Source organism: Polaribacter dokdonensis (assembly GCF_024362345.1).
Taxonomy (GTDB): Bacteria; Bacteroidota; Bacteroidia; order Flavobacteriales; family Flavobacteriaceae; genus Polaribacter; species Polaribacter dokdonensis.
Window position 1 is genome coordinate 1,818,828 of record NZ_CP101505.1, and the last position, 23,291, is coordinate 1,842,118.

22 protein-coding genes are annotated in these 23,291 nt (G+C 29.1%); 16 read left to right on the top strand and 6 right to left on the bottom strand.

From position 1 onward, the window contains the following. Positions 1-24: 24 nt before the first annotated feature. The 6 genes from LPB302_RS08045 (at position 25) to LPB302_RS08070 (ending at position 6,460) form a co-directional block, all read left to right on the top strand. Complete coding sequence (locus tag LPB302_RS08045) at positions 25-975, top strand: GSCFA domain-containing protein (RefSeq protein ID WP_053974039.1); 951 nt, start codon at positions 25-27, stop codon at positions 973-975. A 68-nt stretch (positions 976-1,043) separates the two neighbouring features. Next, the gene (locus LPB302_RS08050; RefSeq protein WP_053974038.1) at positions 1,044-1,757 is read left to right on the top strand and encodes a DUF6498-containing protein; all 714 of its coding nucleotides are present in this window, start codon (positions 1,044-1,046) and stop codon (positions 1,755-1,757) included. A gap of 76 nt (positions 1,758-1,833) precedes the next feature. Beyond that, on the top strand, positions 1,834-2,925 hold the full coding sequence (locus LPB302_RS08055) for a hypothetical protein (protein ID WP_053974037.1): 1,092 nt from the start codon (positions 1,834-1,836) through the stop codon (positions 2,923-2,925). 1 nt (position 2,926) lies between these two features. Beyond that, complete coding sequence (locus tag LPB302_RS08060) at positions 2,927-3,325, top strand: hypothetical protein (protein ID WP_053974036.1); 399 nt, start codon at positions 2,927-2,929, stop codon at positions 3,323-3,325. Positions 3,326-3,675: 350 nt separating this feature from the next. Beyond that, positions 3,676-5,787 (top strand): tetratricopeptide repeat-containing sensor histidine kinase, encoded by a 2,112-nt coding sequence (locus tag LPB302_RS08065; protein ID WP_083339149.1) that lies wholly within the window; start codon positions 3,676-3,678, stop codon positions 5,785-5,787. A gap of 19 nt (positions 5,788-5,806) precedes the next feature. Continuing rightward, positions 5,807-6,460: a response regulator transcription factor gene (locus LPB302_RS08070; protein ID WP_053974033.1), complete on the top strand. Its 654-nt coding sequence runs from the start codon at positions 5,807-5,809 to the stop codon at positions 6,458-6,460. Here LPB302_RS08070 and LPB302_RS08075 read toward each other — a convergent pair. Together LPB302_RS08075 and LPB302_RS08080 are read right to left on the bottom strand one after the other, a co-directional pair. After that, positions 6,457-6,738, bottom strand: a complete 282-nt coding sequence (locus LPB302_RS08075; RefSeq protein ID WP_053975315.1) for a rhodanese-like domain-containing protein — start codon at positions 6,736-6,738, stop codon at positions 6,457-6,459. The two genes, LPB302_RS08070 and LPB302_RS08075, sit on opposite strands and share 4 nt — an antisense overlap. 43 nt (positions 6,739-6,781) lie before the next feature. Then, complete coding sequence (locus tag LPB302_RS08080; protein WP_053974032.1) at positions 6,782-8,527, bottom strand: aromatic amino acid hydroxylase; 1,746 nt, start codon at positions 8,525-8,527, stop codon at positions 6,782-6,784. A 170-nt stretch (positions 8,528-8,697) separates the two neighbouring features. On the opposite strand from LPB302_RS08080, the gene LPB302_RS08085 reads away from it, so the two are divergent. The 5 genes from LPB302_RS08085 (at position 8,698) to LPB302_RS08105 (ending at position 12,808) form a co-directional block, all read left to right on the top strand. Further along, on the top strand, positions 8,698-8,964 hold the full coding sequence (locus LPB302_RS08085) for a hypothetical protein (RefSeq protein ID WP_053974031.1): 267 nt from the start codon (positions 8,698-8,700) through the stop codon (positions 8,962-8,964). A gap of 46 nt (positions 8,965-9,010) precedes the next feature. After that, positions 9,011-10,528 carry a 2,3-bisphosphoglycerate-independent phosphoglycerate mutase gene (gpmI, locus tag LPB302_RS08090; protein ID WP_053974030.1) on the top strand — a complete coding sequence of 506 codons (1,518 nt, stop codon included), beginning with the start codon at positions 9,011-9,013 and terminating at the stop codon, positions 10,526-10,528. A gap of 2 nt (positions 10,529-10,530) precedes the next feature. Beyond that, the gene (locus LPB302_RS08095; protein ID WP_053974029.1) at positions 10,531-11,145 is read left to right on the top strand and encodes a thioredoxin family protein; all 615 of its coding nucleotides are present in this window, start codon (positions 10,531-10,533) and stop codon (positions 11,143-11,145) included. An 82-nt stretch (positions 11,146-11,227) separates the two neighbouring features. After that, a complete protein-coding gene (map, locus tag LPB302_RS08100) occupies positions 11,228-12,037 on the top strand; it encodes a type I methionyl aminopeptidase (protein WP_053974028.1) in 810 nt (269 codons plus the stop codon). Beyond that, the gene (locus LPB302_RS08105; protein ID WP_176966461.1) at positions 12,038-12,808 is read left to right on the top strand and encodes a class I SAM-dependent methyltransferase; all 771 of its coding nucleotides are present in this window, start codon (positions 12,038-12,040) and stop codon (positions 12,806-12,808) included. Here LPB302_RS08105 and LPB302_RS08110 read toward each other — a convergent pair whose 3' ends face one another. Both LPB302_RS08110 and LPB302_RS08115 read right to left on the bottom strand, forming a co-directional pair. After that, positions 12,809-14,128, bottom strand: coding sequence for a hypothetical protein (locus LPB302_RS08110; protein ID WP_143032677.1), 1,320 nt, complete (start codon positions 14,126-14,128; stop codon positions 12,809-12,811). An 81-nt stretch (positions 14,129-14,209) separates the two neighbouring features. Beyond that, positions 14,210-15,196, bottom strand: a complete 987-nt coding sequence (locus LPB302_RS08115) for an FAD:protein FMN transferase (protein ID WP_053974026.1) — start codon at positions 15,194-15,196, stop codon at positions 14,210-14,212. A gap of 111 nt (positions 15,197-15,307) precedes the next feature. Here LPB302_RS08115 and LPB302_RS08120 point away from each other — a divergent pair, with 111 nt between their 5' ends. Continuing rightward, entirely contained in the window at positions 15,308-16,159 is an 852-nt protein-coding gene (locus LPB302_RS08120) for an OmpA/MotB family protein (protein ID WP_231658712.1), read from the top strand. Between the two features lie 86 nt (positions 16,160-16,245). After that, positions 16,246-16,734, top strand: a complete 489-nt coding sequence (locus LPB302_RS08125) for a P-loop nucleotide/nucleoside kinase family protein (protein WP_053974024.1) — start codon at positions 16,246-16,248, stop codon at positions 16,732-16,734. Between the two features lie 12 nt (positions 16,735-16,746). Here LPB302_RS08125 and LPB302_RS08130 read toward each other — a convergent pair whose 3' ends face one another. Both LPB302_RS08130 and LPB302_RS08135 read right to left on the bottom strand, forming a co-directional pair. Then, positions 16,747-17,109: a DUF8840 domain-containing protein gene (locus LPB302_RS08130; protein WP_053974023.1), complete on the bottom strand. Its 363-nt coding sequence runs from the start codon at positions 17,107-17,109 to the stop codon at positions 16,747-16,749. Beyond that, the gene (locus tag LPB302_RS08135; protein WP_053974022.1) at positions 17,109-18,461 is read right to left on the bottom strand and encodes a DEAD/DEAH box helicase; all 1,353 of its coding nucleotides are present in this window, start codon (positions 18,459-18,461) and stop codon (positions 17,109-17,111) included. Before LPB302_RS08135 ends, LPB302_RS08130 begins: the two co-directional genes overlap by 1 nt. 101 nt (positions 18,462-18,562) lie before the next feature. Between LPB302_RS08135 and LPB302_RS08140 the strand changes: the two genes are divergently transcribed. The 3 genes from LPB302_RS08140 to LPB302_RS08150 are packed head-to-tail and all read left to right on the top strand — an operon-like array spanning position 18,563 to position 23,256. Further along, entirely contained in the window at positions 18,563-19,327 is a 765-nt protein-coding gene (locus tag LPB302_RS08140; RefSeq protein ID WP_053974021.1) for a TatD family hydrolase, read from the top strand. After that, on the top strand, positions 19,327-19,821 hold the full coding sequence (locus tag LPB302_RS08145) for a methylated-DNA--[protein]-cysteine S-methyltransferase (protein ID WP_053974020.1): 495 nt from the start codon (positions 19,327-19,329) through the stop codon (positions 19,819-19,821). The genes LPB302_RS08140 and LPB302_RS08145 overlap by 1 nt, the downstream gene beginning before the upstream one ends. A 57-nt stretch (positions 19,822-19,878) precedes the next feature. Continuing rightward, a complete protein-coding gene (locus tag LPB302_RS08150; RefSeq protein ID WP_053974019.1) occupies positions 19,879-23,256 on the top strand; it encodes a DUF8818 domain-containing protein in 3,378 nt (1,125 codons plus the stop codon). Positions 23,257-23,291: the final 35 nt, after the last annotated feature.

A 23,291-nucleotide genomic window follows, 5' to 3' on the forward strand; every position in this document is an offset into this window, starting at 1 on the left:
TTTACTTTTCAAAAAAAGTAGTTTATGAAATTTCAAACTTCAATTCCTTTAAAAAAACAAACAAGAAACCTGATTGATTATGATGCTAATATTCTTTTGTTAGGCTCTTGTTTTTCAGAAAATATAGGAAACAAGTTAAACTACTTTAAATTTCAGCATCTACAGAATCCATTTGGCATTTTATTTCATCCAAAGGCTATTGAGCAATTTATAACTGATGTTATTAATGGTAAAAAATTTACGAAAGAAGATTTAATTTATCAAAATGAAAGATACCATAGTTTTAATGCACATTCATCTTTAAGTGAAGTTGATGAAAACATGATTTTAAATAATTTAAACTCACAGATTTCAACTACTCAAAAGTTTTTAGAAAATACTTCACATCTTATCATTACACTTGGTACAGCTTGGGTATATCGTTTTATAGAGACTGATAAAATTGTAGCCAATTGCCATAAAATTCCGCAAAAAAAGTTTTTGAAAGAACTTTTAAATATTGCTGAAATTGCTGAGAGTTTAGAAGCTATTGTTTCTTTAGCAAAAAGTGTAAACCCAAACATTACAATACTTTTTACAGTTTCTCCTATAAGACATTTAAAAGATGGCTTTGTGCAAAATATGCAAAGTAAAAGTCATTTAATATCGGCAATTCACGAAGTTATAAACATTAGAAAAAACATTCATTATTTTCCTTCTTATGAAATTATGATGGATGAACTTAGAGATTATAGATTTTATGCAGAAGACATGATTCATCCTAATAAAACTGCCATTCAATACATTTGGGAATGTTTCACAGAAGTTTGGTTTGCAGAGAATACAGCATCAACCTTAAAAGAAATAGACATTATTCAAAAAGGAATTGCTCATAAACCATTTAATACCAAAAGCGAAGAACATAAAAAGTTTCTGCATAATTTATACTTAAAAAAAGAACTAATCATTTCTAAATATCCTCATATAAGTTTTTAAAATAAGGCATTTGGCGTATTTTAATTTTAAGTGAGATTTAAGTTTTTTGCATTTCTAAATTCTTTGTGATGTTTAAAAATATCTTTTGTCCTACTCCTCAAAATGCATTTATTTGGCTGAGCTCTATTTACCTACTTTTTCTTTTGTATTTAGGCAAAGCAAATGCCATTACTATTCTTTTTGCCTATTTTTTAGAAACAATACTCATTGGTGTTTTTAACGTCTTAAAAATGGTATGGACTATTTATTGGGGTAAATCTACTAGCAAGCAATTTTCACTTGTACTATTCTTTTTAGTACACTATGGTTTTTTTGTTGCTATACAATCTATATTTGGCTTCGCTCTTTTTGGTTTTACCAAAAACCCAATCATCAATGAGCCTTTTAATTTAATAGAGAATTACAGTACTATTCTACAATTAGAAGATATTCAATATGCATTACCTGCTATTATTTTTATGCACTTGGGTAAATTTATTTCAGATTTTATTGGTCAAAAAAAGTATTTAAAATTTACAGCAAAAGAATTAATGTTTAAACCCTATTTAAGGATTTTCATTCAGCAATTTGTAGTAATAATTTCTTTCTTTTTTATTGTTTTTGATGAAGGTGCAGGTATTATAGCAGCTATTTTGCTCATAAGTTTTAGACTAATCATTGATTTGTTTTTTGAAGCAATTAGAGAAAATAACTCGCTTATAAATGACTTATCTGTAAAATTAGCCAATGAAAAATTATCTGCAGATGAAATTAAGAAACAACTCATTTCTTATACAGAATAAAAATATACGTCAAATGACGTATTGTTTAAAGTACACTATCTCATGACTTTTGTAGCGTAACTTTAAAACACTAAAAATGAAAAATCTATTACTTGTTGTATTTGCTATTTGCATCTCATTTGTAACAAAGGCACAAAATATTGGAGATTTAAAAATCTCATCAAAAAAATATGGTATGAGCACTATGAAAAAAGCACCAAAAAAAATATACATCAATTCATTTAACGTAAATTTTGAAATGTATAAAGAAGCCATAGATTTTAAAGCTGGTGGAAATGGAGGTAGAATTGGAGGGAATACAAGCAATGCTACAGCCAAAGCTGCAGTAGGTTTAGCTGGTGTAGATGCCAATTTAATGTTGCAAAAAACAAATGAACTTTATAAAAATTTTATAGATAGAATTACTAAAGAAGGTTATGAAATTATCACCTTAGAAACTGCAGAAAACACAGGCGTTTTCCAAGGTTGGCAAAAAGCGTCTGGACCTGCAATTGGTGAGAGTCTTTCTGGTATTATAAATGTAATTCCTGAAGGTTACACATCATTCTATAAAAGAAAAACCAATAAAGGAGAAGTAAAAAAAGGATTTCTAGGTGGTATTGGTTTACAATCTAAACTATCTAAAGCATTAAATGATGCTATAATTGCAGACGTAAATTTATATGTAATGTTTTCTGAAGAAGGCAGTGATTGGATGAAAGGTAAAGCTGCAAAGGTAAAAATCAAAACCAACTTAAGATTGATTAACAACCATGCCATATCTATTCCTCAAAAATTTAAAAAGAAGAAATCTACAATGGGTAAATTGTTTGGTTCTGTAAAAATAGCTGGTGCATCAGATACCTATCCTGCAAGTTCTAATATTACTTTTTCACAAGGTAAATCTGGTTTAGGAACAAAATCATCTTTTATTGGTTCTTTAAAAGATGATGTTGAAATTGAAGGAGTCATGAAAAAAGAAAAAATTGTAGCCTATCAAAAACAAGGTTCATTTGTACCAACTTCATTTTCTACATTCTCAAACTATTTAGATGCCAAAGCAGATCGATTTTCTAAAACAACAAAATGGATAACTGTTGACGCAACAAAATTTGCAAACGGATTTTACAATGCCTGTAATACATTTTTAGACAAACAGCTAGATGCTCTGTTTTCTAAATTGAATTAATATGAGACTTTTACAAAAAACACTTTATACAGTAGGTTTTCTTTTGATTTTGGGATGCTCTGAGTATGGTGATAAATTACAATATCAAAAAACAGAAGTATACTACACAAACCTTATAGAAAAAGAGGAAGCAGAAAAGTTGGGCGATTTTTTAGTGTCATCTAAATTTGCAGGTGAAAACGAAAAATCGGTTCAACTTTCTAAAAACGAAGAAAACAATCACTATGAATTTAGAATGGTAACTACTAAAAAAGCTGCAGAAAGTGAAACTTACGAAGCGATTTTTAAAATCTATGCAAAACAATTATCTGATTCCGTTTTTAATTCAAGTCCAGTAGATTTTCATGTTTGTGATAATACCTTTAAAACACTTAAAATAATTCCATTTAATTTATTGTAACCATTATTAGTCTAAAAAAAAGAATAAAAAAATGCATATTATTCCCCCAACTTTAATAAGTTTTATAATTATTCTAGGGCTCTTATTGGTTGCTTTTTCTTATAGAACGTATAAAAAATTAGAACAAGAACAACAACACAGACTCCAAATTTTAGTTGACATTCTTCATAAGGAGAAAAAAATAGAAAAGATTCTAAAAAAGCAATCGAATACTGTTGAAGATTTGGAAAAATCAATAAATTCAAAATTAAACACAATTAGAGTTTATTTAATAAATATTCAATTTTCGTTATCTGAAATCTTACATTAAATTGTTTTTTTTAACTTGGTTACCTGATATACTTCTACTTATGAAAAAAACCTTGCTAATATTTGTGTTTGTTTTTATGGCTAACATAACCAATTTCTTTGCTCAAAAAAGTACTATAGACAGCCTAAAAATTTCTTTATTGCAAGAACAAACGCAAAAGCAAAAAGCAGCTACCTATTTACTTTTAATTGATAATTATTTTAGTACCAATAAAGATTCTGCTGAATATTATATTGAAGAAACACTTCAATTCACAAAGCAAGAATCATCTTTACAAGTAAGCTATGTTAGTGCTCTTTTAAAATATGCTCAACTATTTATTGTAAAGGGTGATTACAAGCAGTCTGAAAATTATTACAACAAAGTTTGGGCAATTTTAAAAGACAATTATGATTACGAATTGTATTCAAAATATTATGGAGATTTTGGAGTGCTTCACTTTTATAAGGGCGATTTTAAAGGTGCATTAACCAATTTTTCTAAGGCACTAGAACTAGCTGAAAAAGAAAATATTGAAGAAGATCAACTTCGATTTTTAAATAATAAAGCGTTAGCTATGTCTTATTTAGGCGAGGCTGAAGCCTCTTTAGATGTTCATAAAAAAGCCATTTTTTTGGCGGAAAAATTAAATGATTCTACTGCTCTTGGAAAATCTTTCAATAACATTGGTTTGATCTATGAAGACATGAAAGAACATGAAAAAGCGCTAGAGTTTTATTTAAATGCCTTAGAAATAAAAAAGAATGGTACAAGCCAAATTGATGTTGCCAACAGTTTGTTTAATGTTGCTGGCATGTATAAAGAAATTGGTGAAAAAGAAAAAGACACCTCCTTATATTCTAAAGCAGAAAATTATTATCAAAAGTCTTTAGACATTGCAAATCAAATAAATTATGGAAAAATAATTCTTTACAATAAAACAGGTATTGCTCAATTAGCAACTGCCAGAAATCAGCCAAGAAAAGCAATTGCAATCTATGAAACTGTAATTCCTTTAGCTCAAAAAGCAAATGATAATCAAACCTTAAGAATAACCTATCTAAATTTAGGTGTCAATTATTTAAAATTAGACATACTTAGTTCTGCTGAAACCTATTTAATTAAAGCCAAACCATTAATCGAAACTGCAAATAACCCATCAGACAAAGCCAGTTTATATGAAAATTTATCAAAATTATATGCAGATAAAAATCAATTTAAAATAGCGTATAAATATTTCGAACAGCAATACAAATTAGAACAAGAATTATCTAAAAACTCATTACAAGATAAAATATCTGACTTTGAAATAAAATATGAAACTGAGAAAAAAGAAAAGGAAATTGCTGAACAAAAAAAGGAATTACTTGCACAAGAACTAGCCATTAAGAATAGAAATTTATACGCGCTACTTTTAGCTTCTGCCTTGCTTATTTTAGCTATAATTTTCTTTGCTATTTACAAGAGAAATCAACTTAGAAGAAAACAATTGCAAAAAGAAATTGAACTTAAGGATGCAATTTCTACTATAAAAACTCAAAACAGATTGCAAGAACAACGTTTGCGCATTTCTAGAGATTTGCATGATAATATTGGCTCTCAACTTACATTTATCATATCAACTATAGACAATTTAAAGTATGTATCTAAAGATGCAAACGAAAAGCTAAAACAAAAACTAACAAGCATCAGCTCTTTTACAGGTGATACTATTCATCAACTAAGAGACACAATTTGGGCAATGAATAAAAGTACAATATCTGTAGAAGATTTACATTCACGCATTTTATCATTTATAGAAAAAGCAAAAGCATCTGTACCAACTATTAATTTTAATATTTCTTATGATATTGATGCAAATAAAAGTTTTCCTTCAATTGTAGGTATGAATGTTTTTAGAGTGATACAAGAGGCCATTAATAATGCTTTAAAATATGCTGAGGCCTCAACAATTGATGTTCAACTTACCAAAAAAGAAAATTATTTTGTGATTACAATTTTAGATAATGGTATAGGTTTTAACCTTAAATCTGTTACACTTGGCAATGGTTTAAGTAATATGGAAAAAAGAATGGGTGAAATTGATGGTACAATTATTATTAATTCTGAACTTGAAAAAGGTACAGAAATCACTTTAAAGATTCCATTAGAAAGCACTTTAGACAGTGTTTAATTTATAAAACAAAACTATTATGAGTTTGAAAATTTGCATTGCAGAAGATAATTACTTTTTAACAAAAGCTATTAAAGAAAAACTGTCTTTTTTTGATGATATTTCTATAAAATATAATGCTAATAATGGTGCTGAGTTAATTGGAAAATTAGAAGAAAACCACAACATAGATGTTGTTTTAATGGACATACAAATGCCAGAAATGGATGGTATTAAAGCAACAGAAATCGTTAAAAATAAATACCCTCAAATAAAAGTAATTATGTTAACTGTAGTAGATGATGATGAGTATATTTTTAACGCAATTAAAGCAGGTGCAAATGGCTATTTATTAAAAGAAATAGATGCAGAAAATCTGTATAAAAGTATTATTGAAGTTACTAAAGGTGGTGCACCAATGACACCAAGTATTGCTTTAAAAACTTTAAATTTATTGAGAAACCCTACAATTGCTAACACCCAAAAAGAAGAAACAGAAACTATTAAATTAACCAAAAGAGAAACTGAAATTTTAATACAATTAAGTAAAGGATTAAATTACAATAGTATTTCAGATAATTTAATAATATCACCTTCTACAGTTCGTAAACACATAGAAAATATCTATAAAAAATTACAAGTTCACAGTAAAATGGAAGCTGTAATGAAAGCGCAAAAAAGAAATTTAATCTAGTCTTCTAAATGTTGAGCCACATTTTGCCAAGGACCACCATTAATAACATCTAAACCATTTTGCTTTAAAAACTGTGTTGCTTGTCCACTTCTACCTCCACTTCTACACACAGTAATAATTGGTTTTTCCCAAGCTTTTATTTGATCTATTTCTGTTGGAATTAAATTTAATACAATATGTTTTGCAGATGGTATATGGCCTTCATCCCATTCCATTTGTGTTCTAACATCTAAAATAATTGCATCTTTTCCTAAATAATCTTTAATTTCATCACTCATATTTTTCCTTTTAAAAATGTCAAATAAACCCACGTTATTTTGTTTAAAGTTGATGCAAATTTAAACCATTTTCAATAAGGCTAGTGTAACTTTTGTTACTTTTTAAAGTTTGTAGTGCTTCTAAAATGGCATTTTTAATATCATAATTGTTATCTAAAGCCAATTCATAAAGTTCTAGTTGTAACAACCAATCCTTAGGAAAATCACTTTTTAATTGATGATAAATTGTGGCAATTTTTTCTTCGGTAACCGTTTTTTCTTCACGCATTTTTCTTACTAATGCATAAAGTTTATATAACTGTTTTTCTGCATCAGAATAAATAATTTTATGGGTTTTAGTCTCAGATACTTTTCCTAAACCATCAAAAGAATCTACATCTGCAGGTCCTGCATAAGCAGAAATTATAGAAGAACCAACAGCCATATCATATAAACCCCAATCTGGTTGAAATAAGATTTCATCTTTATAAGTAACTGTGCATTCATCAAAAGTGATGATAAGTATTTTACCTCTTAAATCTCTAGTTCCTGTAATAGCTCTACCTTTTAAAACAATACCACTCTCGAATTCTAAAGTCATAAATTCACCTTCATAAATTCCATAAGCTTTTAAATCTCTAGGGCTCATATCTTCAATAGGTAAATTAATGCCTTTTAACTTTCCAATTGGACTTCCAAATCCATTTTGATGCACAGCAGTTCCATGCCCAATTAATTCTTTGTCTCTATTAGCTAAAGCTGTTGCTCCTTTTGTTTGAAAGTAAGCAACCTTGTTATTTTTAAACTGAATTACTTTATCAAAAACTCCAGAAATTTGAATTCCTGTGGTTAATTCAATAGTTCCTAAGTTTTGCGAATCTATAAGTTTTTGAACTCCATTTAAGCCACCTTTTCTAAGCGCCATTGTATTTGCAAATTCGTCTAAAACTAAACTTAAATATGCAAAATCTGGAGTAACAAATAATTGTGGTTGTGGTTTTGTAATATCAAAATTCTTGGTTGCTGCTTCTATAGAATATTTTACTTTTTCTACTTTGTCTTGCATGCACCAAGCACTTTCACCTATAGACGATAAAAGCCCTGCTCCATAAATTTTTGGGTTTTCTAATGTCCCAATTAAACCATACTCCACTGTCCACCAATGTAAATTACGAATCATAGCCATTTCAGACAATTCACCCATATTATCTTGTAACCATTCCACTTTTTCTTCTGCTTCTTCAATTTGTTTCTGGTTCGAATTTGGGTTTTCTTTTAAGATAGATAAAAGTCTGATTGCCTCATACATTTCATAGTCTTTGGCAGAAGAAATGGCTTTGCTACCAATTTCTCCAAAACGTCTTAAATACTCTGAATATTCAGGATTAGCGATAATAGGTGCATGACCTGCAGCCTCATGAATTATATCTGGTGCAGGTGTATATTCAATATGATTTATGGTTCTCATATCTGAAGCAATCACCAAAACATTGTAGGCTTGAAACTCCATAAATGCATTTGGTGGTATAAAACCATCTACAGAAACAGCTGCCCAGCCAATTTCTTTTAAGATTCTATTCATACCTTCCATTCTTGGAATGTTTTCTGTAGAAATACCCGTTTTTTCTAAACCAGGAATGTAAGATTTATGTGCAACTTTACTTAAATAATCTACATTCATACGCATCACATATCTCCAAACTGCTTGGTTTTGTGGTGTGTATTCTTCATAAGGTTGCTGTACAACAAATTTGTGTAAATGTTTAGGTAACTTTTTAGTTACATTGTTCATTTCAAAGTGTGAATCCATTACAAAAATCTCTTATAATTTACCTTGTAAAATTACGATTTTTACAATGAATGATGAATTTATTTGATGTTAAAAATTAATATGAAAAAGATTATTCTGTTTAATTACGATATCAATAATTGTAACAAAACCATTAAAATCCCTACTTATCTATATAAAGAGATATAATTATGGGTTTTGGAGGTTCTGCAGCAGCAATGATTACTAGTTTAAAAAACAACAAGAGAAATCGTGTGTCTACTTTTGAAAAACTAAAAAATCACAAAAAAGGGAATTCCATTAAAGTTTCTTTCCGTAAAAAAGCCAGTAAAAACCAGCTTAAAAAAATTAGAGAAAAACTTCAAGCAGAAAACAAACAAAAACGAAGACGAAATATCATATTTCTTACAGTTGGAATCTTAATTATTATTTACGCTATCGGTTTCGTAAAATTTTAAAATACTCTCTAAAATCTTTCTTATTTTTACGTTATAAATCAACAACATGAACAAGAAAGTAATCTTAATGATACTAGATGGTTGGGGTATAACACAAGACCCAAAAGTTTCTGCCATTTACAATGCAAACACACCTTATATTAATGCACTTTATGACAAATATCCTCATGCAGAATTAAGAACTGATGGAGAGCATGTTGGATTACCTGAAGGACAAATGGGTAATTCTGAAGTGGGCCACATGAATTTAGGTGCAGGTAGAATTGTATATCAAAACTTAGCTAGAATCAATAAAGCTGTTGAAGAAAAAACGTTAGGCCAAGAAAAAGTATTGTTAGATACCTTTGCTTACGCTAAAGAAAACAACAAAAATGTGCATTTGTTAGGTTTAGTTTCAAATGGGGGTATTCATGCTCACATCAACCATTTAAAAGGAATTTTAGATGTAGCTAAAGAAAATAATGTTGATAATGTTTTTCTTCATGCTTTTACAGATGGTAGAGATTGTGATCCAAAATCTGGAGCTTATTTTATCAATGATATAGAAGAATACATGGCTGAAACCACAGGTGAATTAGCTACGGTTACTGGGCGTTATTATGCTATGGACAGAGATAACAGATGGGAAAGAGTAAGCGAAGCTTATCATGGAGTAGTAAATGGTACAGGTACCAAAACTACTGATGCTATTGCAACCATTAAAAACAATTATGAAGATGGTTTAACAGACGAATTTCATAAACCAATTATTGTAACCAATGAAGATGGTTCTCCAAAAACAACAATAAAAGAAGGAGATGCAGTAATTTTCTTTAACTACAGAACAGATAGAGGAAGAGAATTAACAAATGCGCTTTCGCAAACAGATTTCCCTGAATTCGATATGAAAAAACTAGATTTATATTATACAACAATGACATTGTATGATGAATCGTTTTCAAATATCAACGTAATTTATAATAACGATAATATTAAAAATACCTTAGGTGAAGTTTTAGCAAATGCAGGTAAAAAACAAATAAGAATTGCTGAAACAGAGAAATATCCTCATGTTACATTCTTCTTTTCTGGAGGTCAAGAAGCACCATTTGTTGGTGAATCTAGAATATTAAGAAACTCTCCAAAAGTAGCTACCTACGATTTAAAACCAGAAATGTCTGCTTACGAATTAAAAGATGCACTTTGTGAGGATTTAGAAAAAAGTGAGGCTGATTTTGTTTGTTTAAATTTTGCAAATGGAGATATGGTTGGACATACAGGAATTATGGAAGCAGCTATAAAAGCATGTGAAGCTGTAGATGATTGTGCAAAAGCTGTAATTGAAACTGGTTTAAAAAATGGCTATTCTACTTTATTAATTGCAGATCATGGTAATTGTGAAACAATGATGAATCCTGATGGATCTCCTCATACAGCTCACACTACAAATCCAGTACCTTTTATTTTAATTGATAATGAAATAAAATCAATTAAAAGTGGTATTTTGGGTGATGTTGCTCCAACTATTTTAGAATTAATTGGAGTTGAGCAACCAAAAGAAATGACTCAAAAATCGCTATTGTAATTATGAAAAACATATCTATCTTATTATTTACCATCTTAATTTCTGCTTGTAATGCCAATAAATCTGCAGTAGAAAACAAAAAGGAAGTAAAAGAAGAAATTGAGGTTGTAGAAGAAGTTCAAGAAGTTGTTAGAAAAAAAGCAACAGCTGCAAATGCCACTAAAAACGATAGAGGATATTTAATTGGTTTTGCTAACAGAGAAGCCTTTAATGATGCCTCTTACAAATATTGGTTTGATGATAGATATAGTGAATATAAAACAGACCAAGAGCTTATTGCCAAATTAAAACCTATTATGAACGACTTTACTATTAAAGGTTTTATGGGCACTTGGTGTGGAGATAGTAAAAGAGAAACACCTCGTTTTTATAAAATTTTAGATGAAACAGGTTTTGATCAAGATTATTTTGAACTTGTAACTGTGGGTAGAAATAAAAAAACACCAGATAACTTACAAGAAGGTTTTAATATTATAAGAGTACCTACGTTTATCTTTTATAAAGATGGAGAAGAAGTAGGTCGTTTTGTAGAATATCCTAGAGAAACTTTAGAAAAAGATATTTTAAAAATACTTACAGGAGCTCCTTACAAGCACTCTTATGATAGAAGTAAATAATATAAAATCCTTATTTCTCTAAAGTGCTATTCATTCATAAATCCTAATAATTGTAGTAACTTTGCGTTTCAATTTTTTTAACATGATTAAGATTAAAACCAGAGAAGAAATAGAAATTATGCGCGAAAGTGCTTTAGTAGTTTCTAGAACATTAGGTATGCTTGCCAAAGAAGTTAAACCTGGTGTAACCACTTTATTTTTAGACAAACTTGCAGAAGATTTTATAAGAGAACAAGGTGCTATTCCTGGATTTTTAGGTTTATATGATTTTCCAAATACACTTTGTATGAGTCCAAACTCGCAGGTTGTTCACGGATTTCCAACAAAAGAACCACTAAAAGAAGGAGATATTATTTCTATAGATTGTGGAGCTTTAAAAAATGATTTTTATGGAGATCATGCCTATACTTTTGCAGTTGGAGAAATTGATGCAGATACCAAAAAACTTTTAGATGTAACTAGAGAAAGTTTATATGTTGGTATTAGAGAATTTAAAGCTGGTAATAGAGTTGGAGATGTTGGTTTTGCCATTCAAAATTTTACTGAAAAACAAGGTTATGGAGTGGTTAGAGAACTTGTTGGCCATGGTTTAGGGCGTAAAATGCATGAAGACCCAGAAATGCCAAACTATGGAAAAAGAGGAAGAGGAAAAAAGTTTGTAGAAGGAATGGTTGTAGCTATTGAACCTATGATAAATATGGGAACTCAAAAGATTAGACAACATGCAGATGGTTGGACAATTACCACTTTAGACAATAAACCTTCAGCTCATTTTGAGCACGATGTTGCTATTGTTAATGGAAAGCCAGAGCTTTTGTCTACCTTTAAATATGTGCATGAAGCGTTAGGTATAGAAACTAATGAAGAAGATGAATTTAGACAAAACCTATAAGTGTCTATCTTTAAATCCATATTAAATACAATACCAAGACCTTTATTGATAAAAGCTAGTTATGTGGTTAGACCTCTAATTGCTTTGTATTTAAAAGGTAATAAATTTACAGATCCAATAGATGGTAAATCTTTTAGAAAGTTTTTACCTTATGGATATGGAAAACAAAGAGAAAATGCACTTTCTCCATCTACATTATCTTTAGAAAGACACAGATTAATGTGGTTGTTTTTAAATGATGAAACTAACTTTTTCACTTCAACTAAAAAGCTAAAAGTTTTACATATTGCACCTGAGCAATGTTTCTTAGATATTTTTAGAAACCAGAAAAATCTAGCATATATCACTTCTGATTTAGAAAGCCCAATAGCAGATGTAAAAGCAGATATTTGCGATTTACCTTTTAAAGATAACGAGTTTGATGTCGTTTTTTGCAATCACGTATTAGAGCATATTCCTGATGATCATAAAGCAATGCAGGAGTTATATCGAGTTTTAAAAACAGGTGGTTTTGGTGTTTTTCAAATTCCTCAAGATTTAAATAGAGCAACTACCTTTGAAGATGATTCTATTACCGACAAAAAACAACGTGCAAAAATTTTTGGTCAATATGACCACGTTCGCGTTTATGGTAGAGATTATTTCAATAAATTGAGAGGAGTTGGTTTTAGAGTTGATGAAGTAGATTATACAAAAAAAATCGCTCCAGAAAAACTAGAACGATTTTGTTTAATGAAAGGAGAAATCCTTCCTGTTTGTTATAAAGACTAATTAATTACCAGAATTTTGTCTTAAAAAATCTGCCATTTTTGGTAATTTATCATCTCCTTTAATAATCATATTATCTCTTAAAATTTGATAAGCTCCAGAAGTTAATTTTCTAACTTTAGAATCTCCATTATATGAAGCTGCTTCACTTTTTGCGTCAGAAACTTTAGTACCATTTTGGTTGATCCAAAGTGTTTTATTGTTTTTAATGGCTTGATATTTATTTTGATAGAAATAACCAATATTGCTAAAATCTGCACTTGCATCTATCAAATTACCATCAATTGAACATAAGTAATACTTTAAATCATAGTTTTCTAAAGAGTATAAAGGATGAATTCCTCCTCCTAAATGACCTCCAAATGCATACCATTCTTTATTCACCTTAACTTCGCCATCTTTGTTATACTTATCAATAACATCTGCTTTCTTTAGGCCTTTTAAAACCTCTTCTTGATTTGCAACTCTTACAAACTTTTTAGCAGTTACATCATAAATTAATGGTTCTTTAGCATTATTTGGGTAAGTTACTACTCGTCCATTTCCTCTTGGTAACATTACTTTTCCATAATTTGTAGAAAGTGTACTAAAATCAGAAACTGCAGGCAACATTGTACCTACTTTTGTTGAACTATCGTAAGTAAATATTTTAGTAGGATTGTCTTTTTTATTCTTAAAGATAAAAAACCCATCAAACTGTAAAACATCTGCATATTTACCAGTATTAATAATGGTTTCACCTAAATCATTTAGTAACCCAAAAGAATTATCATCTTCAATTATTGCAAAACCATTTTTATTAAATTTATAAAGACTATCTGCTTTAATTGATAAACTTTCAGATTTTTTAGACCAAGTTGCTTTTAAAGAATCTATTCTGCGTATTTCTTTTTCTTTTCTAAGCTTCTCTTCTGTTTCCGCTTTAATTTCATTAGTAACCTCTTCAATTGTTTCTCTAATTAAGACATACTCTTCTGTGTTGTTAATATATTCTTCTGAACCTTTATTTTTTGCCAGAAGAAAGTATTGTTTAGAATAATCTTGTGCAGTTTCTAAATAATTTAGTTGCTCTTGCAGTGATTCTTGTTTATGATGTACTTCATAATATATTTTAGAGCCTAAATGTGCAATTTTACGATCTACAATAGTATCTGTAAATTTCATTGCTTTATTAAAATAGGTTAAAGCAGTTTCATAATCTATACTTATTTCTATGGCTTCTTTCGCTCGCTTTAAGTAAACATTTGCAATATCCTTATTTGATTGGCTATGAGACACAAAAAAAGATAGCATAAATGCTAGGGTAAATAATTTAATTTTCATGGCATTCAATTAATTTCTGTAATTATTTTTTGGTTTTAGCAAGATAGTAAAAATAACAACTTAATAACGAACAAAATATACCTAATTATGGGTATTTGTAGAGTATTCATTCAAATTTCCTTCTTTATCAGAAAAGAGTAAAATAACCTCTATATTTTTATAATCTTTTAAAAAATCTTTAGTTTTTTCTAAACCCATAGCCATAAATGCAGTTGCATAAGCATCTACATCTGCACAATCTAAAGGTGCTATTACAGAAGCACTTAAAAGGTTACTCTCTGTTGCTAAACCAGTTTTAGGGTTTATAGTATGCACATACTTTTCTCCTGCGTCTGTAACCTTGAACTTTCTATAGTTCCCAGAAGTTGCCATAGATTTACCAGAAAGATTAATAGTTGTGTAACCTGTATTTACATCAACAGGATTTACCAATTGAATTATCCAAGATTTACCATTTTTCTTAAGACCTTTAGCCCTTATTTCTCCTCCAATTTCTACCATAAAACTGCCTAGGTTCTTAGATTCTAAAAATCTCGCAATTACGTCAATTCCAAAACCTTTGGCTATAGAATTAAAATCTAAATATACCCTTGGATGATCTTTAATTACAATCTTATTATTAATATTAACCTTTTCTAAGCCAACATATTTAAGCTCTTCAGCTATAACTTCTTTAGTTATTTCCGCTTGTTGCTTTTCTGGCCCAAAACCATAAACATTAACCAAATTACCAACTGTTGGATCAAAAAAACCATTGGTCTCTTTATAAATTCTTTTCGATTTTTCTAAAACTTCAGTAAAAATAGCATCTACTTTTACACCTTCTTCACCTCTATTAATTCTTGATATATCTGAATTTGGTATATATGTAGAAACTGAATTATTAACCACTTTAAACAAACTATCTATTTCTTTTTGATAGTTTTTTTCTCCATCTAAATAGGTTATTTTATAAGTTGTTCCAAAAACACCTCCTTTTAAAGTATAATCTTTTTTCTCTACATTTTTAGCGCATGAAAAAAGCAGAAATAAAGCTAAAAAATGACCTATTATGATTCGAAATGGCATGGTTTAAAATTTTATAACAAAAATAGGATATAAAATTTTCATAAAATGTAAGCATTCTTACTTTTTGTTTAACGATTTTGTTAAATTTGTCTGAGAATATATAATTTATAAATGATGAAAAAATTAACAGCAGTAGTAGTTTTATTTACTTTTTTAATGACTTCTTGTGTTTCGAAAAAGGAGTTTGTAGCCTTACAAACAGAGCATGCACAAGCTAAAGACGAATTATTAAAGGTAGAAACTAGTTTACAAAAATGTTTAATTGAAAAAGAAAAGCAAGACACTAAAGTTTTTGCATTGACTGAACAAGTAAAGTATCTGCAAGAAGATAAGAAAACAGCTTTAAAACAAGTAGAGAATTTAACTGTTTTAACTCAGTCTTCATCTGACAATATCAAAAATGTAATTTCACAATTGAGTGAAAAAGACAAATATATCAATGGAGTTAGAAAAGCAATGACTCAAAAAGATTCTTTAAATCTTGCTATTAAATATCACTTAACTAGAAATTTAGCAGATGGTATACAAGATAAAGACATTGAGGTTAATGTAGAAAAAACTGTAGTTTTCATTTCTATTTCAGACAAATTATTATTTAAAAGTGGTAGCTATAATGTAACTGAAAACGCATATACAGTATTAGATAAAATTGCAAAGGTTATTAAAGATCAGCCTAAAATGGAAGTTATGATTGAAGGCCATACAGATACAACTCCAATTAAGAGAGATTTAATTCAAGATAACTGGGATTTATCTGCTTTAAGAGCTACTTCTATTACAAGAATTTTACAATATAAATTTGGTGTAAAACCAGAGCGTTTAATAGCTGCTGGTAGAAGTCAGTATATTCCATTAGCACCAAATGATACTGCAGAAAACAAAGCAAAAAACAGAAGAACAAAAATTATTATTATGCCTAAATTAAATCAATTCTTTGATTTATTAGAGCAAGATTCTGAATAATTCTTTTCTTTAAAAATTATAAAAAACCAACTCAATTGAGTTGGTTTTTTTAGTTTTGAATAATTCACAGTACAAATTACTATCTAATGATACATCTAATTGTAGGAAATACTGGCTCTGGTAAAACTACCTATTCTAACAAATTAAAAGCAAAAACTAATGGAATTATATTTTCTATAGATTATTGGAACAAGACATTATTTCTAGCTGATAAAAAACCTGATGATGGATTAGATTGGTTTCTGGAACGAATTGAAAGGGCTGAAGAAATGATTCTAAGTTTGGTGCATCAACTAGAAGAAGCAAATACAGTTTCTATATTAGATTTAGGTCTTTCTAAGTTTGAACATCGAGAAAAGTTTAGAAAATTTGCTGCAAAAAATGATTATGAATTAAAGTTACACTTCTTAGACATAACTAAGGAAACAAGACTTCTAAGAGTCTTACAAAGAAATGAAGAAAAAGGAGAAACTTATCAATTTGAAGTAACTCAAGAAAACTTTGATTTTATGGAAACTTGGTTTGAAAAACCCAATTCAAATGAAATGATTGATGGAATTATCCTCAAGGAGTAAAATCGAAAAATACTACAATAACTTTAAAAAGTCTTCAAAAGCTACATAGTAAGGCTGATCTTTAAAAACAGGACTTTCTACACTCTCTGCATTTGCAATTCCAACTCCTGCAAACCAAACTTTTGCATTTTGCTTTTTTGCATGATTAAGAAATGTTTCCATCCAAATTGTATCATACTCATTTGGGTTTTGTAGGTTTTTGGTAGCTTTTACCAAAACAAAAATTGTAGGTTCTCCCTTCTTAAAAAGTACAAACTGTGGATGTCTTTTTAATTGACTATTGATAGCTTGAAACTCATAACCCATTTCTGTAAGTTTTTCACCTACAATATTCATGGCCAAATTATGCAATTCTTGTGCTGTTAAAATCTGCATTACTTCTTTTTATTTCGTCTATTGTAATTTTTATCACCTCTAGTTTTAGGCTTTTTATACTTTTTCGCTATTTCTCTTCTGTACGAACCTCCTAAATTAACCTTACTATTCTTTTCACTTTTTTCATGAAAAGCTGGGCCAGGAACATATTCTAAACCAGTTCTGTTTTTAGATTGTTCTCTATCTTCTCTTGGGCGTTCATCTTCTGTTAATTGATTCGAAATTTCAACTTCTTCTGGCAGTTCCAAAACAGGAATTTTATAATCCATTAAAGTTTCTATTTCTTCTTTTGCCTCTTGCTCTTTTGCTGTAGATAATAAAATGGTTTTACCTGCTTTTTCAGCTCTACCTGTTCTACCAATTCTGTGCATATAGTTTTCAGGAAAGTCTGGCGTATCAAAATTAATAACATGACTTACGTTATCAAAATCTAAACCACGAGCCATAACATCTGTAGCTACTAAAATTCGATTGTTACCTTCATCAAACTGACGAATTGAACGTATTCTATAATTTTGAGTTTTATTGGAATGTATTACACAAGTTTCGCTACCAAAAACTTCTTCTAAATGCTTAAACAAATAATCTGCTGTTCTTTTAAAACCAACAAATATTAATACTTTATTATAAGTTTCTTTATCACTCAAAAGGTGATTTAATAAATTAACTTTGGTAAAAAAGTTAGGCACATTGTAAGAAATCTGCTCAATATTATCTAAAGGTGTTCCACTAACTGCAATAGATATTTTCTGCGGATTTTTAAAGAAATCGTAAATTAACTCATCTACATCCTCTGTCATTGTTGCAGAAAAAAGCACGTTTTGTCTTCTTTCTGGTAGAATATCAAAAATATTCATTAATTGAAAACGAAAACCCAAATCTAACATTACATCTACCTCATCAATTACCAATTTCTGAATAGATTTTAGTTTTAAAGCATTGCTTAAACCTAAATCATACAAACGTCCAGGAGTTGCAACAATAATATCTTGACCCTGTAAAATTGCTTGTTTTTGAGTGTTGATATTTGCACCTCCATAAACACCCAAAACACGTGTATTTATGTATTTTGATAGTTTTTCAATTTCATCAACAACTTGCAAAACCAATTCACGGGTTGGAACTAAAACTAACACTCTTGGATGCTTTTGGTTAGAAAATTTCAAATCGCGCAAAATTGGCATCATATAAGCAAATGTTTTACCTGTACCTGTTTGTGCAATTCCTACAACATCTTTACCAGATCTAACCACAGAAAATGCTTGCTCTTGAATTGGTGTTGGGTTTTCGAAACCTAAATCTTCAATAGCATATTGTAGCTGGTTAGATAAGTCTAATTCTTTAAAAGTCATATTATGAAATTTCTGCAAAGATACAGTTTATAAATAGCAATTCTTTTCATTTTATACGCTTGAATATTCTTAATTTTGTTGATGAAAATTAAACGCATTTCATGATTACAGATACACACACGCATTTATATTCAGAGCAATTTAATGAAGATAGACAGGCTATGATTCAACGTGCTAAAGATGCAGGTGTTTCTCGCTTTTTTATACCTGCAATAGATTCATCTTACACAAAGAGCATGATGTCTTTAGAAAAAGAAAATCCTGATGATGTGTTTCTAATGATGGGTTTACACCCAACTTCTGTAAAAGAAAATTATTTAGAAGAATTAGCTCATGTAAAAGAATGGATTGATCAAAGAGACTTCTATGCAATTGGTGAAATTGGTATTGATTTATATTGGGATAAAAGCTTTTTACAACAGCAACAAGAAGCCTTTAGAACTCAAATAAAATGGGCTAAAGAAAAAAAGCTACCTATTGTAATTCATTGTAGAGATGCTTTTGATGAAATTTTTGAAGTTTTAGAATCTGAAAAAGGAGAAGATTTAAGAGGTATCTTTCATTGTTTTACAGGAACTCTAGCACAAGCAAAACAAGCCATTTCTTACAATATGAAATTAGGTATAGGTGGAGTTGCTACTTTTAAAAATGGTAAAATTGATAAATTTTTAAATGAAATTGATTTAAATCACATTGTCTTAGAAACAGATGCCCCTTATTTAGCACCAAAACCATTTAGAGGTAAAAGAAATGAAAGTGCTTACATAACCAATGTTGTAGATAAACTAGTTGATATTTATAACATTTCTTATGAAGAAATTGCTAAAACTACTACACAAAATTCTAAAGAGGTTTTTGGTATTTAATGATTGAAACTCAAACCACATATTATAAAACACCTATAGGAATTGCAAAAATTACTGGTGATGAAAATGGAATTCAATCTGTAATAGTTTTAGATGAAACCAAAGTTTCTCAAAATGATTTAGATGCAGATACTCCAGAAATATTAAAATATTGTGTTACACAATTAGAAGAATATTTTAAAGGAGAAAGAGCCAGTTTTGATTTAACTGTAAACCCTAAAGGAACCTATTTTCAAAAGAAAGTTTGGAAATCATTGCTAAACATTCCTTTTGGTAAAACCAGAAGTTATTTAGAACAAAGTAAAGTTTTGGGCGATGCTAAAGCTATAAGAGCTGTTGCAGCTGCAAATAGTAAAAACCCATTATGGATTATTATTCCTTGTCATAGAATTATAGGCTCAGATGGATCTTTAACAGGTTATGCAGGTGGTATTTGGCGCAAAAAATGGTTACTAAATCACGAAAGCCCAAACAAACAGCAATCTCTTTTTTAAAATAAGGCACCATAAAACATAAAAAACATATTTTTACGTTAGGTACATATTGTTAATATGTTTAAAAAATTACTTTTTCTATTTTTTGGTTTTATTGGGTTCTGTGCACAGGCTCAAACTACAAACACAGATTTTAGAAAAAAATTTTTAGAAGTTAAACAAGATACCATTCAACTAGATTCTGTTCCTCTAAACTCACAATATTTTAAAATATTTAACGCAACTAAAAAGCCTTTAGCCAAAACAGATTATACCATCAATTTTAGCAAAGCAATTTTAATTGTTGATGCCAGAAAATTCGAGTCTTTATATGTAGAATACTACAGACTACCCTCTTTCTTAACCAAAGTTTATACTCCTTTTGATAAAAAGTTAATCATTAAACAAAATACCAATCAAGGTAAATTGTATAGTTTAACAACTAATAAAAAACCATCAGACATAAATTTATTTGAAGGTTTAGAAACAAGAGGTTTTATAACTAGGGGTTTAACATCTGGTAACAATCAAAATGCTGTTACTAATTCTGCATTAGATTTAGAAATTTCTGGTAAATTATCTAAAAACGTATCATTAAGAGCTAATATTTTTGATACAAATATTCCTATTCAAGAGAATGGATATTCTCAAAATTTAACCGATTTTGATCGTGTTTTCATAGAAATGTATGCAAAAAACTGGCGAGTTAAAGCAGGAGATTTATCACTTAAAAATACTGAAACTTTCTTTTTTCCTTTTGTAAAACAAGTGGCTGGTTTAGAGGTAGAAGCCAAAGTTACAGATGAGTTAACTGTAGCAGCATCTGGTGCAGTTGTTAGAGGCACATTTAACACATTTAATTTTACAGGTGTTGAAGGTAATCAAGGCCCATATAAAATATTGGGTGCTAATAATGAAGCTGCAATTTTAATTATTGAAGGCTCAGAAAAAGTTTATGTAAATGGAACACTTTTAAAACGAGGTGAAAATGAAGATTATCTAATTAATTACAATTTAGGAGAAATTACTTTTACTACCACTTTTCCTATTACTAATGATATGCGTATTTGGATAGATTTCCAGTATGCAGAAAGAAACTATACTCGTTTTATAACCTATGAAAAAGCAGAATATGAAGGAGAAAAGTTTAGTTTAGCTGGTTATTTTTATTCAGAAAATGATTCAAAAAATCAACCTTTACAACAAAGTTTAACTAATGATCAAAAAGAAATATTAGCAAATGCTGGTAATAATATTGATGCAATGTTTGCAGAAAGTGCCTTTTTAGACACTTTTGATGAAAATAAGATTTTATACAAAAAAGTAACCAATAATAACGAAAATTACTTTGAATATTCTACCAATGAAAATGATGAACTGTTTTCTGTAACCTTTACAAACGTTGGCAGTAATAATGGAAACTATATTCTAGATAGCACAATTGCTATTGGCAATATTTACGTTTATGTTGGTGTAAATCAAGGTGATTACAATCCAGTTATTAGATTAATTGCACCTTCAAAATCGCAAATGTTTGTTGTAAAATCTGCTTTAAATGCTAGTAAAAAAACCACTTTAAATGCAGAAGTTGCATTAAGTAATAATGATCAAAATTTATTTTCCAATTTAGGTGATGATGAAAATATTGGCTTGGCTGCTAAAGTAAATTGGCAACAAGTTTTAATAGATAAAAAATGGAAATTGATTAGTAATATTAGTCATGAATATGCTGAACAAAACTTTAATACAGTACAAAGATATGAACCAGTAGAATTTAATAGAGATTGGAATATTTTAACCAATGATGCTACAAAAAACTACTTTAAATCAGAAATTAATCTTACAAATTTAAAGAACGATTTCATTTCCTACAGCTTTAATAATTTAACCTATAACAATGGTTTCAAGGGCTCTAAACACAGACTTAAATCTCAAATAAAATCCAAAAAAACTACATTTTTTGTAGATGGTAGTTATTTATCGAACTCATCACCTATTGAAGACAATTTCTTTTTAAGAGCAAGAGCTAAAGCAGAACATTCACTTAAAAAATCTTGGTTAGGATCTTTTATTAATATAGAAACAAATTCGAGAAAAGAAACAAATACCAATCAGTTTAGAAATACCAGTCATAGATTTAAAGAATATGAAGCTTATTATGGAATAGGAGATTCCACCAAAATCTTTGCTAAAATTGGAGTTAATTACAGAAATAATGACAGTATTAAATCAAACGCATTTGCAGAAATCAACAACAGAAAAACGTTTTACATCAATAGTAAACTCATCAAAAATAAAAACAGCAATTTAAGTGTTTACGCCAATTACAGACTTACAGAAAATAATTTTACTGATGATGAAAAAACCTTGAATTCCAGAATTGTTTTTAATCAAAAACTATTTAAAAACTTTGTAAATATTAGTACCATTTACGAAACCTCTTCTGGAAATGTGGCAAGGCAAGATTATATTTATGTGCAAACAGAACCTGGTTTAGGTTTCTATACTTGGATTGATTACAATAATGATGGTATAAAAGATTTTAACGAATTCGAAATTGCTCAATTTCAAGATCAAGCAAACTATTTAAGATTACCAAAACCCAATTTACGTTTTATAGCTACTCAACGTGCTCAATGGAAACAAAATTTAACCCTTAATTTTAGCAGTTGGCGCTCAAAATCTGGATTTAAAAAAGTGCTTTCTAAATTTTATAACCAAAGTTTTTTAACTGTAGAAAATGAGCAAGAAAGAATAGGTAATAGCTTTCAATTAAATCCTTTTGATTTTGATGAAAACTCATTAGTTGGTTTAAACCTAAATTTTAGAAACAGCTTATATTTTAATAAAGATCTGCAACAAAATAGCCTCACATTTACTTACGGAAGTTCTAAATTAAAACAGCAGTTTTTTATTGGGAGTCAAGAAAATAATATTAGAATTCACCAACTAGATTATGCTCATAAATTTTCTACATTTTGGTTAATAGAAATGCTGAATAAAGTAAGTAAAAACATCTTAGATACAGAGAATTTTAACGATAGAAACTATGCTATAGACGCCTATGAAATAGCACCAAAACTAAGTTTTCTCTATAATAGAAATCATAGATTTTCTGCTTTTTACCATTATAAAAACAAAGAAAATCAAATTCAGAATTTAGAAACATTGGCACAACAAAAATTTGGAATTGAATATTTTTTAATAGATAAAAAACAAAATCAAATTTCTGCAAATGTAAATGTGTTTCTAAACGATTTTTCTGGTAACACAAACTCACCAGTTGCTTATCAAATGTTAGAAGGTTTACAAGCAGGTAAAAACTATACTTGGAATTTACTTTTTAATAAAAAACTAAATACTTTCTTAAACTTAAATCTGAGTTATTTTGGTAGAAAAAGTGAGAACTCTAGAGCAATACATACAGGTAGTGTTCAGTTAAGAGCCATTTTTTAACTTTTTTATATTTATATTTTAATACTTTAGCCTTC

What these genes read in the sequence shown, in the direction of transcription:
- LPB302_RS08045 (WP_053974039.1), top strand. Translation starts at nt 25, where the DNA reads ATGAAATTTCAAACTTCAATTCCTTTAAAAAAACAAACAAGAAACCTG.
- LPB302_RS08050 (WP_053974038.1), top strand. Translation starts at nt 1,044, where the DNA reads ATGTTTAAAAATATCTTTTGTCCTACTCCTCAAAATGCATTTATTTGG.
- LPB302_RS08055 (WP_053974037.1), top strand. Translation starts at nt 1,834, where the DNA reads ATGAAAAATCTATTACTTGTTGTATTTGCTATTTGCATCTCATTTGTA.
- LPB302_RS08060 (WP_053974036.1), top strand. Translation starts at nt 2,927, where the DNA reads ATGAGACTTTTACAAAAAACACTTTATACAGTAGGTTTTCTTTTGATT.
- LPB302_RS08065 (WP_083339149.1), top strand. Translation starts at nt 3,676, where the DNA reads ATGAAAAAAACCTTGCTAATATTTGTGTTTGTTTTTATGGCTAACATA.
- LPB302_RS08070 (WP_053974033.1), top strand. Translation starts at nt 5,807, where the DNA reads ATGAGTTTGAAAATTTGCATTGCAGAAGATAATTACTTTTTAACAAAA.
- LPB302_RS08075 (WP_053975315.1), bottom strand. Translation starts at nt 6,738, where the DNA reads ATGAGTGATGAAATTAAAGATTATTTAGGAAAAGATGCAATTATTTTA.
- LPB302_RS08080 (WP_053974032.1), bottom strand. Translation starts at nt 8,527, where the DNA reads ATGGATTCACACTTTGAAATGAACAATGTAACTAAAAAGTTACCTAAA.
- LPB302_RS08085 (WP_053974031.1), top strand. Translation starts at nt 8,698, where the DNA reads ATGGGTTTTGGAGGTTCTGCAGCAGCAATGATTACTAGTTTAAAAAAC.
- gpmI (WP_053974030.1), top strand. Translation starts at nt 9,011, where the DNA reads ATGAACAAGAAAGTAATCTTAATGATACTAGATGGTTGGGGTATAACA.
- LPB302_RS08095 (WP_053974029.1), top strand. Translation starts at nt 10,531, where the DNA reads ATGAAAAACATATCTATCTTATTATTTACCATCTTAATTTCTGCTTGT.
- map (WP_053974028.1), top strand. Translation starts at nt 11,228, where the DNA reads ATGATTAAGATTAAAACCAGAGAAGAAATAGAAATTATGCGCGAAAGT.
- LPB302_RS08110 (WP_143032677.1), bottom strand. Translation starts at nt 14,128, where the DNA reads ATGAAAATTAAATTATTTACCCTAGCATTTATGCTATCTTTTTTTGTG.
- LPB302_RS08115 (WP_053974026.1), bottom strand. Translation starts at nt 15,196, where the DNA reads ATGCCATTTCGAATCATAATAGGTCATTTTTTAGCTTTATTTCTGCTT.
- LPB302_RS08120 (WP_231658712.1), top strand. Translation starts at nt 15,308, where the DNA reads ATGATGAAAAAATTAACAGCAGTAGTAGTTTTATTTACTTTTTTAATG.
- LPB302_RS08125 (WP_053974024.1), top strand. Translation starts at nt 16,246, where the DNA reads ATGATACATCTAATTGTAGGAAATACTGGCTCTGGTAAAACTACCTAT.
- LPB302_RS08130 (WP_053974023.1), bottom strand. Translation starts at nt 17,109, where the DNA reads ATGCAGATTTTAACAGCACAAGAATTGCATAATTTGGCCATGAATATT.
- LPB302_RS08135 (WP_053974022.1), bottom strand. Translation starts at nt 18,461, where the DNA reads ATGACTTTTAAAGAATTAGACTTATCTAACCAGCTACAATATGCTATT.
- LPB302_RS08140 (WP_053974021.1), top strand. Translation starts at nt 18,563, where the DNA reads ATGATTACAGATACACACACGCATTTATATTCAGAGCAATTTAATGAA.
- LPB302_RS08145 (WP_053974020.1), top strand. Translation starts at nt 19,327, where the DNA reads ATGATTGAAACTCAAACCACATATTATAAAACACCTATAGGAATTGCA.
- LPB302_RS08150 (WP_053974019.1), top strand. Translation starts at nt 19,879, where the DNA reads ATGTTTAAAAAATTACTTTTTCTATTTTTTGGTTTTATTGGGTTCTGT.